Origin of the sequence: Azospirillum melinis, assembly GCF_013340935.1 — a bacterium.
In the GTDB taxonomy this organism is placed as follows: domain Bacteria; phylum Pseudomonadota; class Alphaproteobacteria; order Azospirillales; family Azospirillaceae; genus Azospirillum; species Azospirillum melinis.
Genome location: NZ_WHOS01000059.1, coordinates 1 through 12,535 on the forward strand (window position 1 = coordinate 1; position 12,535 = coordinate 12,535).

Annotated in this window: 15 protein-coding genes; 8 read left to right on the forward strand and 7 right to left on the reverse strand. The window is 71.2% G+C overall.

Features of this window, described 5'->3' with window-relative positions; genetic code table 11:
- Window positions 1–35: 35 nt before the first annotated feature.
- A complete protein-coding gene (locus GBZ48_RS28890) occupies window positions 36–764 on the reverse strand; it encodes a ChrR family anti-sigma-E factor (RefSeq protein WP_174474175.1) in 729 nt (242 codons plus the stop codon).
- Complete coding sequence (locus tag GBZ48_RS28895; protein ID WP_174474176.1) at window positions 761–1,411, reverse strand: sigma-70 family RNA polymerase sigma factor; 651 nt, start codon at window positions 1,409–1,411, stop codon at window positions 761–763. The genes GBZ48_RS28890 and GBZ48_RS28895 overlap by 4 nt, the downstream gene beginning before the upstream one ends.
- Window positions 1,412–1,633: 222 nt before the next feature.
- Here GBZ48_RS28895 and GBZ48_RS28900 point away from each other — a divergent pair, with 222 nt between their 5' ends.
- From GBZ48_RS28900 to GBZ48_RS28915, 4 genes are read left to right on the forward strand one after another with little or no spacing between them, the layout of a single operon-like run.
- Entirely contained in the window at window positions 1,634–3,040 is a 1,407-nt protein-coding gene (locus tag GBZ48_RS28900) for an NAD(P)/FAD-dependent oxidoreductase (protein WP_174474177.1), read from the forward strand.
- A complete protein-coding gene (locus GBZ48_RS28905; RefSeq protein ID WP_174474178.1) occupies window positions 3,040–3,873 on the forward strand; it encodes a DUF1365 domain-containing protein in 834 nt (277 codons plus the stop codon). Before GBZ48_RS28900 ends, GBZ48_RS28905 begins: the two co-directional genes overlap by 1 nt.
- A complete protein-coding gene (locus GBZ48_RS28910; RefSeq protein ID WP_174474179.1) occupies window positions 3,870–5,132 on the forward strand; it encodes an SAM-dependent methyltransferase in 1,263 nt (420 codons plus the stop codon). Before GBZ48_RS28905 ends, GBZ48_RS28910 begins: the two co-directional genes overlap by 4 nt.
- A 17-nt stretch (window positions 5,133–5,149) precedes the next feature.
- Window positions 5,150–5,677, forward strand: a complete 528-nt coding sequence (locus GBZ48_RS28915; RefSeq protein ID WP_174474180.1) for a DUF3833 domain-containing protein — start codon at window positions 5,150–5,152, stop codon at window positions 5,675–5,677.
- Here GBZ48_RS28915 and GBZ48_RS28920 read toward each other — a convergent pair.
- From GBZ48_RS28920 to GBZ48_RS28930, 3 genes are all read right to left on the reverse strand, one after another.
- On the reverse strand, window positions 5,640–6,086 hold the full coding sequence (locus GBZ48_RS28920; RefSeq protein WP_174474181.1) for a nuclear transport factor 2 family protein: 447 nt from the start codon (window positions 6,084–6,086) through the stop codon (window positions 5,640–5,642). The genes GBZ48_RS28915 and GBZ48_RS28920 overlap by 38 nt on opposite strands.
- The gene (locus GBZ48_RS28925) at window positions 6,083–6,868 is read right to left on the reverse strand and encodes an SDR family NAD(P)-dependent oxidoreductase (RefSeq protein ID WP_174474182.1); all 786 of its coding nucleotides are present in this window, start codon (window positions 6,866–6,868) and stop codon (window positions 6,083–6,085) included. The genes GBZ48_RS28920 and GBZ48_RS28925 overlap by 4 nt, the downstream gene beginning before the upstream one ends.
- A 76-nt stretch (window positions 6,869–6,944) precedes the next feature.
- On the reverse strand, window positions 6,945–7,199 hold the full coding sequence (locus tag GBZ48_RS28930; protein ID WP_174474183.1) for a hypothetical protein: 255 nt from the start codon (window positions 7,197–7,199) through the stop codon (window positions 6,945–6,947).
- A 366-nt stretch (window positions 7,200–7,565) separates the two neighbouring features.
- Here GBZ48_RS28930 and exbB point away from each other — a divergent pair, with 366 nt between their 5' ends.
- The 4 genes from exbB to GBZ48_RS28950 are packed head-to-tail and all read left to right on the forward strand — an operon-like array spanning window position 7,566 to window position 11,109.
- Window positions 7,566–8,498: a tonB-system energizer ExbB gene (gene exbB / locus GBZ48_RS28935; protein ID WP_246307535.1), complete on the forward strand. Its 933-nt coding sequence runs from the start codon at window positions 7,566–7,568 to the stop codon at window positions 8,496–8,498.
- 5 nt (window positions 8,499–8,503) lie between these two features.
- On the forward strand, window positions 8,504–8,932 hold the full coding sequence (exbD, locus tag GBZ48_RS28940) for a TonB system transport protein ExbD (protein ID WP_098735982.1): 429 nt from the start codon (window positions 8,504–8,506) through the stop codon (window positions 8,930–8,932).
- Window positions 8,929–9,783, forward strand: a complete 855-nt coding sequence (locus tag GBZ48_RS28945) for an energy transducer TonB (protein WP_174474184.1) — start codon at window positions 8,929–8,931, stop codon at window positions 9,781–9,783. Before exbD ends, GBZ48_RS28945 begins: the two co-directional genes overlap by 4 nt.
- A 42-nt stretch (window positions 9,784–9,825) precedes the next feature.
- Window positions 9,826–11,109, forward strand: a complete 1,284-nt coding sequence (locus tag GBZ48_RS28950; protein WP_174474185.1) for a PepSY-associated TM helix domain-containing protein — start codon at window positions 9,826–9,828, stop codon at window positions 11,107–11,109.
- Between the two features lie 63 nt (window positions 11,110–11,172).
- Here the strand turns inward: GBZ48_RS28950 and GBZ48_RS28955 are convergent, their stop codons facing one another.
- Window positions 11,173–11,676 carry a hypothetical protein gene (locus tag GBZ48_RS28955; protein ID WP_174474186.1) on the reverse strand — a complete coding sequence of 168 codons (504 nt, stop codon included), beginning with the start codon at window positions 11,674–11,676 and terminating at the stop codon, window positions 11,173–11,175.
- A 95-nt stretch (window positions 11,677–11,771) separates the two neighbouring features.
- A complete protein-coding gene (locus GBZ48_RS28960) occupies window positions 11,772–12,524 on the reverse strand; it encodes a phosphatase PAP2 family protein (RefSeq protein ID WP_343049712.1) in 753 nt (250 codons plus the stop codon).
- Window positions 12,525–12,535: the final 11 nt, after the last annotated feature.

The window sequence follows — 12,535 nt, forward strand, 5'->3', positions numbered from 1 at the left end:
CACCGGCCTGATGGGCCGGCTGATGCAGCCCGCCCCTAAAGCCCGATGAAGGGCTGCATCAGCCGGCCCATCAGGCCGGTGAAGCGCAGCGGCGCGTCGGTCGCGATCAGGCAGATGCAGTCGCGGTGGCTGTCGGCGATGGGCTGGTGGTTGGTGTCGCCATCGACCTCCGCCAGATCGCCGGGGCCGTAGCGGCCCAGCTCGTCGGCGAAATGGCCGCTCAGCACCACGGTCAGCTCCAGCCCGCCATGGCCGTGGTGGGGCAGGGCGGTGCCGGGCGCGATGCGCAGAAGCTGCGCCGCGCCGCCGGACGTCGTGCGCGGTAGCAGTTCCACCCGCCGCACGCCGGGGGCCAGACGCTGCCAGGACAGGCCGTCCAGAGCGGGGACATAGGCTCGCAGCGGACGGGGCAAACCCGTCGCCGGTTGCGGCGCGGACGTGGCTTTCGGCTTGCTCCACTGCGGCTTGAGGCGCAGGGCCTTGCAGGGATTGGCCGGGGCCTCCTCCCGGTCCAACCGGTCCAGGGTGGCGGCCAGCGAGAGGCTTTCCAGCGGGGCCGGCGGCAGATCCTCCAGCAGGGCGCCGCCCAGCGCCTCCACCTCTGCCAGGGCGGCGCGGCAGTCGGGGCAATGGGCGAGATGGACCGCCACGGCCAGCGACAGCCCCTCTCCCAGGCTGCCGGCGCCATAGGCCACCAGCAACGCATCGCTGGGATGGTGGTTCGGCAGGAGGGCCAGGGCGGCATCGGGGTGGGGGGCGGTCATCGGTCGTCGTCTCCCAACGCCTTGCGGATCTTGGCCATGGCCAGACGCAGGCGCGATTTCACTGTGCCCAGCGGCACGTCCAGCCGTTCGGCGATGGCCGGATGGGCAAGGTCGGCGAAGAAGGACAGCCGAACCACCTCCGCCTGTTCCGGCGTCAGCGCCGCCAGCGCGCCGCGCAGGCGGCGGGCACGGCGGTCGCCGTCCAGCAGCTCGTCGGCAGGCGGGCGGTCGTCCTCATGCTCCAGCAGCTCGTCGTCGGACACCTCCGGATGCCGTTCACGGCGCAGCGCGTCGATGCGCAGGTTGCGCGCGATGGTGAAGACCCAGGTGGCCGCCTCCGCCTTCGCCGGATCGTAGAGCCGGGCCTTGCGCCACACCGACAGCATGGTGTCCTGCGCCAGATCCTCCGCCCGCTGCGCCGGCATGCCCAGCTTCAGCATGTACGCCTTCACCCGCGGGGCGAAATGGGCGAACAGCCGGGCGAAGGCCTGACGGTCTCCCGCCGCCACCGCGACCAGATCGGCGGACAGCCGGGCTGCCGCCGGATCGTCGCAGCCGCGCGCCGCCAGCCCGGCTTTTGTCCGGCCCGGCTTGGCCCGGTCCGCTCCGGCGGCGTGCGTCAGAAGAGTGGCGAGTGGGGCGATCATGCTGGAGTTACGCCGACGCCTGTGCTTCGGATCACTGCCACCCCTTGTCTTTTTGTCCATTCGGCCGGGGTGGCGGGAAAGCGCGAGCGTGGCGATGATCCAACTGCGATCCGCCTCCGTATCCCGATCACACGCCGAGCCTACCCAATTCGGATAGAGTGCGGCCCCGGACATCATCGAGACCCCCCGATTACCGCCAAGTCCCCCCAAGAGGGCTGCCCCATGCCGCAATCACCGCCCCATTCACCGCCCAAGACCAGCCCGCCGGCCCCGCTCGACATCGCCGTCATCGGCGCCGGCATCGCCGGACTGTCGGCGGCGTGGCTGCTGTCGAAGTCGCACCGCGTCACCCTGTACGAGAAGGAGGACCGGCCGGGCGGCCACGCCAACACGGTGGAGGCGGACGGTGCCGGTCCGGTCGATACCGGCTTCATCGTCTACAACGAGCCCTGCTATCCCAATCTGGTGGCGCTGTTCGACCATCTGGGCGTGGCGACGCGGGCGACGGACATGAGCTTTTCCGCTTCGCTGGACGGCGGGCGGGTGGAATATGCCGGCAGTTCGCTCGCCACCCTGTTCGCGCAGAAGCGCAACCTGCTGCGGCCGCGCTTCTGGCGGATGCTGTCCGACCTGCTGCGCTTCTACCGCGAGGCGCCGGGGCTGCTGGCAGAGTTGCAGCAGGGTTCGGCGGCGGAGACGCTGACGCTGGGCGAGGTGCTGGACCGCGGCGGCTATTCCGACGCCTTCGTCCGCGACCATCTGCTCCCCATGGCCGCCGCGATCTGGTCGACCCCGGCCGCTGCGATGCGCGACCATCCCGCCGCCGCCTTCATCCGCTTCTGCGACAATCACGGCCTGCTGAAGATCAAGGGCCGGCCCGTCTGGCGCACGGTGGAGGGCGGCAGCCGCAGCTATGTCGAGCGCATCCTGGCCGACATGCCCGGCGCCCTGCGCCTGAACTGTGCGGTGGAGGGCATCGTCCGCGAGGGGGGCCGTGTCCTGGTGCGCGACCGCCGCGGTGCGGTGCGCGCCCACGACCATGCGGTGATCGCCACCCATGCCGATCAGGCGCTGGCCCTGCTGGAGGATGCCGGCGAGGAGGAACGCCGGCTGCTGGGTGCCTTCGGCTATGAGCGCAACCTTGCCATCCTGCACAGCGACGCTTCCCTGATGCCGAAGCGCCGGGCGGTGTGGTCGAGCTGGAATTATCTGGCCGAGCAGCGCGACGACGGTCGGGGGACGGGGCAGGACGCCGTGTGCGTCAGCTACTGGATGAACCGCCTGCAAGGCTTCCTGCCCCGGGAGCGCGACCTGTTCGTCACGCTGAACCCGGTGCGGCCGCCGCGCGAGGGCAGCATCCTGCGCAGCGTCCTTTACGACCATCCCATCTTCGGGATGGAGGCGCTGGCGGCGCAGAAACAGCTGTGGAGCCTGCAAGGGCAGCGGCGGACCTGGTTCGCCGGCTCCTATTTCGGCGCCGGCTTCCACGAGGACGGCGCGCAGGCCGGGCTTGCGGTGGCGGAGGCTCTGGGCGGCCTGCTCCGGCCCTGGACGGTGGCGAACCAGTCCGGCCGCATCCATGTGGGACCGGCGCCGGGCGCCCGTGCCGCCGTGCCGGAGGCGGTGTGATGGAGGTGCGGCCCTTCACCTCCGGCCTCTATGTCGGCAGCGTGATGCACCACCGGGTGAAGCCGGTGCGGCACCGGCTGTCCTACCGGGTGTTCAGCCTGCTGGCCGATCTGGACGAGCTTCCCCGGCTTGACCGCGACCTGCGGCTGTTCGCCCACAATCGCTTCGGACTGCTCGGCTTCCGGGATCGGGATTTCGGGCCGCTGGGCGGGATAGGCATGGACCTCAAGGGCTGGGCCGAAGGCCAGCTTGCCGCCGCCGGGATCGAGGGGGGAGGGCCGGTCCGGCTGCTCTGTTTCCCGCGGGTGCTGGGCTTCGTCTTCAACCCGCTCTGCGTCTGGTTCTGCCACCGCCGCGACGGGACGCTCGCCGCCGTCATCCACGAGGTGTCCAACACGTTCGGGCAGCGCCACGCCTATCTGATCCCGGCCGCGGCCGGACCGGACGGGCTGGTGCGCCAGCGCTGCGACAAGGGCTTCTACGTCTCGCCCTTCATGGACATGGAGACCGCCTATCACTTCCGCATCCGTCCGCCCGGCGGGCTGGCCGGGGAGCCGCTGGCGGTGTCGATCCGCCAGACCGATGCCGAGGGGCCGGTGCTGCACGCCGCGCTGACCGCCCGACGGGTGGAGCTGACCGACGGCGCCATCCTGCGCGCCTGGGCCCGCCATCCGCTGATGACCGCCAAGGTGGTGGCCGGCATCCATTGGGAGGCGCTGCATCTGTGGCGCAAGGGGTTGGCGATCCGCCCGCGCCCGCCGGCCCCGGCCGATCCCGTCACCATCGTCAACAGCGCCACCCTGACCGTTTCCGAGAAGGCTTTCCGTCCATGACCGACATGGCTACCGACATCGCTGCAAGCACGCTCCGACGGCAGCCCCGATGGCTGCGGCTGGTGACCGGAGGGGATTTGTGGACCGCCGCCCTGGCGAGGATGGCCGGCCGCATCCGCCGGGGCGAGCTGACCCTGCGCCTGCCCGACGGGCGGGCGATGTGCGTCGGCGATCCAGCCCAGGGGCCGCGCGCCGACCTGACCCTGCTGGACGGGGCGGCTGCGCGGCGTCTGCTGCTGGGCGGCGGCATCGGCATGGCGGAGGCCTATGGCGACGGGCTGTGGCGCAGCAGCGACCTGCCGGCGCTGATCGAGCTGGCGATCCGCAACGAGGGGGAACTCGGCGGCGCTTCGAAAAGAAATGTGCTGAAGGGCACCCTGGCGGCGGCGCTCGCCAACCGGCTCTTCCACCGCAGCCATGCCAATTCCCGCCGCGGCAGCCGCCGCAACATCGCGTTCCATTACGATTTGGGCAACGACTTCTACCGCCTGTGGCTCGACCCCGGCATGACCTATTCCTCCGCCCTCTACGGGCGGGAGGGCCAGAGCCTGGAGGATGCGCAGGACGCCAAGATCGCCCGCGTCGCCGAACTGCTGCACCTGCGTCCCGGCGACCGGGTGCTGGAGATCGGCTGCGGCTGGGGCGGCATGGCGGAGCATCTGGCCGGGCGCCTCGGCGCCTCGGTCACCGGCCTGACCCTGTCGGCGGAGCAGCTCGCCTTCGCCCGCGGCCGCGTGGAGGGCGCCGGGCTGGTTGACCGGGTCGATCTGCGGCTGATGGACTACCGGGATGCCGGCGGCCGTTTCGACCGCATCGTCTCCATCGAGATGATCGAGGCGGTGGGGGAGGAGCATTGGCCGCGCTACTTCGCCACCCTGCGCGACCGGCTGGTGTCCGGCGGGGCGGCGGTGGTGCAGGCGATCACCATCGACGACGCGCGTTTCCCGTCGTACCGCCGCAACTGCGATTTCATCCAGCGCCACATCTTCCCCGGCGGCCTGCTGCCCTGCCCGTCGGCCCTGCGCTTCGAGGCGGAGCGGGCCGGGCTGGTGGTGGAGCATGTCGAGACCTTCGGGGACTCCTATGCCCGGACCTGCGCGGAGTGGCGGCGGCGCTTCCTGGAGGCCGGGCAGCAGGTGGCGGCGCTGGGCTTCGACGAGCGGTTCCGCCGGCTGTGGGATTACTACCTCGCCTATTGCGAGGCCGGGTTCCGCGCCGGGACCATCGATGTCGGGCTCTGGCGTTTCCGCAAGCCGTGAGCGGGGGGACCCTTGCGATGAAGATCGAGGATTTCGCCGCCAACACGCCCGAACTGCGGATCGAGCGGTATTTCGCCGGGCGAACCCATGCCTGGGGGGTGTTCGAGGACCGTTTCGGCACGCTGCGCCGCAGCTTCACCGTTGCCATCGACGGGCGGTGGGACGGGCGGGAACTGGTGCTGGACGAACGCTTCCTCTATGCCGACGGCGAGACCGAGCGCCGGGTCTGGCGCATCGCCAGGACGGCGGAAGGCCGGTATGAGGGGCTGGCCGACGACGTGATCGGCACGGCGGTGGGGCGGTCGGCCGGCAATGCGCTGAACTGGACCTACGAGATGGCGCTGAAGGTGGGCAACGACCGCTGGCACGTGCGCTTCGACGACTGGATGTGGCTGCAGCCGGGCGATGCGCTGATCAACCGCGCCAACGTCTATCGCTGGGGCCTGTGGATCGGCACGGTCAGCCTGTTCTTCCTGCCCGAGGGCCGGTTGGCGCGGCCCGATGCCGTCAACGCGGCGGAGACACGCCCAGCCGCCGCCGAATGAGGCGCAGCGGCGCGCCCAGCAGCGGCAGGCGCAGATAGACTTGCTCGCCGGAATCCCAATGGTCGATGTGTTCGGCCACCCGCCCGTCGGCGGCCTGCCGCACCTCGCTGGTGCCGATGACGTCCATGCGGCCGATGCCGGTCACCGTCGCCTCGAACCGCCAGCGCAGGATCGCCAGATCGGGGGCGAACAGCCGGTGCGTGACGGTGAAGCGCAGGCCGCGGCAGCCGTTCAGCGTGTGGAGCAGCACAGCGCGCACCGCATCGCGCCCGCGGGCGTCGTTGAAGGGATCGCGGAACCGCACCTCCGGCACCGTCAGCGCGGGAAGCCGGTCGAGCGTGTCGACGCTCAGATGCTCAAAAAAGTCGGCCCAGGCGTCCAGCCCCTGGCGTCTGGCGTCGTCCGTCATGCTCCCGTCGCCTTGCGCACCAGGGGGAAGTAAAGCCGATAGGGCAGGCAGCGCGCCAGCTTCAGCTTGCGGGTGAAGCGCCGGGGAAAGGCGATCTCGAACCGGTCGCCGTCCAGCCCGCGATCCAGCCCGTCGGCCAGTTCGCGGGCCGCATCCTCCACCGGCATCAGGTCCGGCATGCGGAAGCTGTTGCGGGCGGTCAGCGGCGTGTCGACGAAGCCGGGACAGACCAGCTGAAGCCTGATCCCGGCGCGGTCGCAGTCGGGCTTCAGCGATTCGCACAGGTTGATCAGCGCCGCCTTGGTCGGGCCGTAGGCCGCCGCCGTCGGCAGGCCGCGGTAGCCGGCGACCGAGGCCACCACCGCCAGCTGTCCGCGCCCGCGCGCCCGCATCCGCGGCAGCAGCGCCTCCAGCCCATGGACGACGCCCATATAGTTGACTTCCATCAGCCGGCGGGCGGTGTCGGCGGAGAAATCCTCCAGCGACATCGGGCTGTGGGTGCCGGCGTTCAGAACCGCCCGGTCGATGGGCCCCAGCCCGCTTTCGATAGCGGCGACGGTGGCCGCGGTCGCCTTGCGGTCGGTCACGTCGAGCGGGAACATGCGCATCCGGCCGGGCACGATCTGAACGGCGGCGGTCAGATCCTCGACGGTGCGGGCGGACAGCGCCACCCGCGCCCCGGCATTGGCGAGATGGATCGCCAGCGCCCGGCCGATGCCGCTGCCGGCCCCGGTGATCCAAGTGACGACGCCCTGCGGACCGCCGTCCGAGCCCTTGCTCATGTCACCGCCCGTACCGTCCATGGCGCACGCCCCGCACAATCAAACCGTTGCGGTACGCAGCCAAGGCTCCGCCGGATCACCAGATACGGCGGGCCAGCCGGTCGCCACGCTCCGACAGGTCGCGCATCAGGGCGCGGGCCTCGTCCTCTCCGGTCCAATGGGCGACCGACGCCACGCCGTCGGGAGTGTCCGCGGCACCGTCGCGGCCGCCGCCGGAATCGTCCGGCATGCCGAACACCTGTCCCGCCCGCGCCTCCACCACCGCGAAGCGGCCGTCGCTGGCCACCAGACGGAAGCTGCCTTTTTCCTCCACCACCGAAAGCTGGGTCATCGGCCGTCTCCCTGGCATTGTTTCATGGGCGGTTCAACCGGCGGAAGCGCCTGAAGGTTGCGGTGCGTCGAGATTCTGCGCGACAGCAGGCCGAAACGATGGTAGTGAGACTTATTCGCACTTGGCGAAGTGGCGGTTTCTCGATCTTCGATTGTTCGTGACGCCAACAAAGTAGCGATCTGACAGCGTCGAATTCCCACAAAAAACGAATGATTCCGCACTGGGTGCGGTCGATTTTCAGTGCGAGTGCGACTCATTCGCATTATAACCGCGGTGGGGTATCTGCTTCGGCGCATTGCTCCGGAGCACCATCGGGTTTTTTGCAGTGCGCGTGCGGGGCACGCGCCGAGGGGGAGTTGGACCGCCATGCCGACATCGTTTCGCCACCGTCCTGTCCTGGCCGCCGCCCTTGCCGGCGCCGGGGCGCTGATGGCCGGCGCCGTCCAGGCGCAGGAGGCTGCCGCGCCCGCCGCCGCGCCGGCGGCGGGGTCGGCTCAGGGTGTGGTGCAAGGGGCGGCGCAGGGCGCGGCACAGGGCGTGCCGGACGCTGCGGCGGCACTGGCGTCGCTGCCGCATGACCTGTCGCCGTGGGGCATGTTCGTGACGGCCAGCCCGGTGGTGCAGGCGGTGATGGTCGGTCTGGCCCTCGCCTCGGTCGTCACCTGGACCATCGCCATCGCCAAGACCGCGGAAGTTACCTCGGCCAAGCGCAAGGCGCGGGCGGCGCTGGCGATGCTGGAGGAGGCGCGGTCGCTGTCGCAGGCGGCGGAGCGGGTCGGCTTCAGCCAGGGTACGGCCGGCGCGCTGGTCCGCGCGGTGCTGGCGGAGACCCACATGTCGGCCGATGCGCCGTCGCGCGACGGGCTGATGGACCGCGCCGCCTCGCGGTTGGAGCGGATCGAGGCGGCGGCCGGCCGGCGCATGGCGCGCGGCACCGGCATCCTCGCCACCATCGGCTCCACCGGTCCCTTCATCGGCCTGTTCGGCACGGTGTGGGGCATCATGACCAGCTTCATCGGCATCTCCAAGGCGCAGACCACCAACCTCGCCGTCGTCGCGCCGGGCATCGCCGAGGCGCTGCTGGCGACCGCCATCGGCCTCGTCGCCGCCATCCCGGCGGTGGTGGTCTACAACGCCTGCAGCCGCGCCATCGGCGGGCACAAGGCGCAGCTGACCGACGCGTCGGCCGCCGTGTTGCGCCTGCTGAGCCGCGACATTGACCGCCATGCCCTGCCGCGGCCCCATGCCGTGCCGGGACATGCCGTTCAGGGCCACGGCAATTCCCGTGCGGCGGAGTAACGGCGATGGGTGCGCGCCTCGGCTCCGGCAACGAAGACGATCTGACCGAAACCCATGAGATCAACGTCACGCCCTTCATCGACGTCGTCCTCGTCCTGCTGATCATCTTCATGGTCGCAGCACCGCTGGCGACGGTCGATGTGCCGGTCGATCTGCCGGCCTCCACCGCGACGCCGACGCCGCGGCCGGACAAGCCGCTGTTCCTGACCATCCAGGCCGACAAGACGCTGTCGCTGGGCGAAACCGCGACGACGAAGGAAGCGCTGGGTGCGGCGCTGGACGCCGCCACCAACGGCGACAAGACGCAGCGCGTCTTCCTGCGTGCCGACAAGACCGTCGATTACGGCGCCCTGACCGAGGTGATGAACAGCCTGCGCGGTGCCGGTTATTTGAAGATCGGCCTCGTCGGGCTGGAATCGGCGCCCGCCCCATGAGTGCCGCCTTCGACCATGGTTCTGTCGACTGGTCCGCTGGCGATGAGGACCGGCCGGCGCGGGGAGCCTTCCGCTGGGGCGGCAGCCTGATGGTGGCGCTGGGCGTCCATGCCGCGGCCGGTGTCGCGATGGTCGCCTGGCATGTGCCGATCATGCCGTCCGACGCCGAACCGCCGGCCGTTCTGCTGGAACTCGCCCCGCTGCCGGTGGCTCCGCCGGAACCGACGCCGGCCATCGACATCCCCCTGCCGGAACCGATGCCGGAGCCGGTGATCGAACCGCCGCCGCCGGAACCCGAGCCGGAGCCGGTCGTCGAGGAACCGCCCCCACCGCCCGAGCCGCCCCCCGTGGTCGAGCCGGAGGTCGTGCTGCCCAAGCCGCCGCCCGAACCGCCGAAGCCCAAGCCCGAGGTGAAGAAAGAGGCGCCGAAACCCAAACCGGAGAAGCCGAAGCCGCCGCGTCCGGTCGCCCAGCCGGCACAGCCCGCCCCGGTGGCGGCACCGCCTGCACCGACCCAGGCTCCCGCCCCGGCGGCACCGGCGCCGTCGGCCGCGCCCAGCCGGGCGGTGCCGAGCTGGCAGGGCCGGCTGCTGAGCCATCTGGAACGGCACAAGCGCTACCCGCGCGCCGCCCAGGCCCGCCGGCAGGAAGGTGTTGCCCAGGTCCGCTTCACCATCGACCGCGAGGGCAACGTCCTGTCGGTCCAGCTCGACCGCAGTTCCGGCGTCAGTTCGCTGGACGAGGAGACGGTGGAGATGGTCCGCCGCGCCTCCCCCCTGCCGGCCCCGCCGGAGGAGATGGCGAAGGACCGCATCGAGCTGGTGGTTCCGGTCCAGTTCTTCATCCGCTGACCCGCAGCCCGTCCAACCGTCTATTCCGTCAGAGCCCATCCCATGGCCAACGCCAGCAAGCCGCGCAGCCAGCGCCTGTGGTATCGCACGCTTCAGAACATCCATCTGTGGGTCGGCCTGGTCCTCTGCCTGCCTCTGGTCGTCCTCGGCATCACCGGGTCCATCCTGGTGGTGGACGAGGAGCTGCGCAGCCTGACCGGCGACGCGCCTGTCCGGGAAGTGTCTGGGACGCCGGCCGAGGGTCCGATGCAACCGGTGTCCGCCATCCTGGCCGCCGCCCGCGCCGCCGCCCCGGCCGGGACGCAGCCGGGCTTCCTGGTCCTGCCCGAAGAACCGGGCCGTCCGGCCACCGTGCGCCTCGTCGCCGCGCGCGGTAGTGAAAGGGGTGGCGAACGGGGCGGGGAGCGGCCGCAGGGTGCTCCGCAAAGCGCTCCCCAGGGCGCTCCCCAAGGTGCTCCGGCGCCGCAAGGGGGACCGGTCGGCATGCTCAGCATCGATCCGGTGTCGCTGGCGGTGACCGGCGGCGCCAACCCGGCGCAGGCGTCCGGCACCTTCCTGCGCACGGTCCACATGCTGCACGGCAACCTGTTGATCCGTGACCGCAGCGGGCGTGAACTGGTCGGCTGGCTGGGGGTGGCGATGCTGGTGCTGGGCGTCAGCGGCCTCGTTCTGTGGTGGCCGCGGCCGGGCCGCTGGAAGGCCGCCTTCACCGTCAAGGCCGGCGCCCGCGGCATCCGCCTGCACCGCGACCTGCACGGCGCGGTCGGCATCTGGTCGCTGCTGGTCTTTCTGATCGTCAGTTTCTCCGGCGTCTATCTCGCCTTCCCGCAGACGCTGGGGGCCGGCGTGTCGTCGGTTCTGCCGGCCCGCGACCTGCGCGCCGCGGTGACGGTCCAGCCGGTGAAGGGCGCCACCCCCATCGATGTCGACCGCGCCGTCGCCCTGGCGCAGGACGCGATGCCGGGAGCGGCCCTGCGCTCCGTCTCGCCGCCGGCGCGGCCGGATCAGGCGTACCGGATCGGCCTCGCCCCGGCCGGGCAGGCGCATGGCGCCCCCATCGCCACCGTGTTCGTCGATCCCTGGACAGCGCAGGTGGCCGAGGTCCGCGACCCGGCAGGCTACAGTGCCGGCGAAACGCTGATCGCGTGGCAGCGCCCGCTGCATGCCGGCGAGGGGCTGGGGTCGCTCTGGAAATGGGCGGTCTTCCTGTCCGGCATCCTGCCGCCGCTGTTCGCCGTCACCGGCACGCTGATGTGGTGGCTGAAGCGCAAGGCCCGCCGGGCCAAGACCGCGGAGCGCGCGGCAGCGCTGGCGGCTGCGGAGTGAGAGTGGCGGGGGGCGTCGTCGGCTGAAGACGTCTCCTCGATCCCGCCCCTCAATCCCCCTGCCTCAATCGAGAGTCGGTTCCATCCGCTTGCCCACCCGCCGCTGGGAGTCGACGGCGGCGCGCAGACGGTCGCGGGCGGCACCGCGGCTGCCGGCGGTGGCGGCCGGACGCAGGCCGTTCAGGGCCGCCAGGAAATTGGTGCCGGCGCGGCCCTTCGGTTCGGCACCGCGCCGGGTCGGGATTGCCGGGATCTCCTGTGTCACCACATCGCGGCTGGCGTCGGGGCCTGCCGTCTCCGCCATCTCCGCCGTCTTCGCCTGGGCGCGGGCCTGCTGCGCCTCCACCCGGGCGCGGGCGACGATGCGGTCGCGCAGCTCGGCGTCGAGCGTGCGGAACACGCGCGACGCCTCGGTCAATTCATTTTCCCGGCCGCTGTCCAGCGTCCGCTTCAGGGCGTTGGCGAGCAGGCGGCATTCCAGGACGCCGGGCACCCGCTCGCGCTCCACCGCGCGGGCGAGGACGCCGACGGCTTCGAGGGTTTCGCGGTCGAGGGTGCCCTGGGGCATGGTGCTGCCGATCCAAAAGGGTTAGGGCCGACACTATCGGTCGGCAAGCGAGCTTATTCAACCCGCTTGTTAACCTTTTGTGCGATGCACCCGGATCAGCGTCCGGCGGTGGTTTCCGGCCGGTCCTGCTCCACGGCACCCCGGCGCTGGAGCCATTCGGCGATCATCCAGCAGAAGGCCGCCCAGGCGGCGCCGACGCTCCAGCCCGCCAGCACGTCGGTCGGCCAGTGGACGCCGAGATAGACACGGCTCGACCCGATGATGAGGGTCAGCACCATCGCCCAGGTCAGCAAATAGGCCTTGGTGCGGCGGCCCTCGACGAACTGGGTCAGCAGGGCGCCCAGCGTCAGGTAGACGACGGCCGACTGCATGGCGTGGCCGCTGGGAAAGCTGGCGGAGATCACCTCGTCGCCATGCGGCACCAGATCGGGGCGGGCGCGGTCGAACAGCATCTTCAGCACGGTGCTGAGCATCCCCCCACCGCCGACCGACACCAGCACCAGCAGGGCCGCCGCCCGCTTGTGCAGGAGCAGCAGGAAGCCCAGCGTGGCGACGGTCAGGATGGCGAGGATGGTGGTGCTGCCGAGCGAGGTGATGTCGCGCGCCACCCGCGCCAGCCACCAGGGTCCGCCGGGCTGGTCGGGGTTCAGCGGATCGCGGAGCGCCAGCAGGATGCGCTTGTCGAAGGCGGTGGTCTCGCCCTCCATCACCTCGCCGGCCAGTTCGACGAAGCCGAACAGCAGGCCGGCGATCACCGAGAGGCTGACGAGCATGCCCAGCCGGTGCCGGCTCAGCTTCGCCCAGAACCCGTTTCTACCGCTGCCTGCGACCGCTTCGTTCCGGCTCACCCGCACCCTCC

Coding starts and splice junctions, on each gene's coding strand:
- GBZ48_RS28905 (WP_174474178.1), top strand. CDS start 3,040: ATGGAGGTGCGGCCCTTCACCTCCGGCCTCTATGTCGGCAGCGTGATG.
- GBZ48_RS28950 (WP_174474185.1), top strand. CDS start 9,826: ATGGCCAACGCCAGCAAGCCGCGCAGCCAGCGCCTGTGGTATCGCACG.
- exbD (WP_098735982.1), top strand. CDS start 8,504: ATGGGTGCGCGCCTCGGCTCCGGCAACGAAGACGATCTGACCGAAACC.
- GBZ48_RS28890 (WP_174474175.1), bottom strand. CDS start 764: ATGACCGCCCCCCACCCCGATGCCGCCCTGGCCCTCCTGCCGAACCAC.
- exbB (WP_246307535.1), top strand. CDS start 7,566: ATGCCGACATCGTTTCGCCACCGTCCTGTCCTGGCCGCCGCCCTTGCC.
- GBZ48_RS28920 (WP_174474181.1), bottom strand. CDS start 6,086: ATGACGGACGACGCCAGACGCCAGGGGCTGGACGCCTGGGCCGACTTT.
- GBZ48_RS28915 (WP_174474180.1), top strand. CDS start 5,150: ATGAAGATCGAGGATTTCGCCGCCAACACGCCCGAACTGCGGATCGAG.
- GBZ48_RS28945 (WP_174474184.1), top strand. CDS start 8,929: ATGAGTGCCGCCTTCGACCATGGTTCTGTCGACTGGTCCGCTGGCGAT.
- GBZ48_RS28895 (WP_174474176.1), bottom strand. CDS start 1,411: ATGATCGCCCCACTCGCCACTCTTCTGACGCACGCCGCCGGAGCGGAC.
- GBZ48_RS28925 (WP_174474182.1), bottom strand. CDS start 6,868: ATGAGCAAGGGCTCGGACGGCGGTCCGCAGGGCGTCGTCACTTGGATC.
- GBZ48_RS28930 (WP_174474183.1), bottom strand. CDS start 7,199: ATGACCCAGCTTTCGGTGGTGGAGGAAAAAGGCAGCTTCCGTCTGGTG.
- GBZ48_RS28910 (WP_174474179.1), top strand. CDS start 3,870: ATGACCGACATGGCTACCGACATCGCTGCAAGCACGCTCCGACGGCAG.
- GBZ48_RS28900 (WP_174474177.1), top strand. CDS start 1,634: ATGCCGCAATCACCGCCCCATTCACCGCCCAAGACCAGCCCGCCGGCC.
- GBZ48_RS28955 (WP_174474186.1), bottom strand. CDS start 11,676: ATGCCCCAGGGCACCCTCGACCGCGAAACCCTCGAAGCCGTCGGCGTC.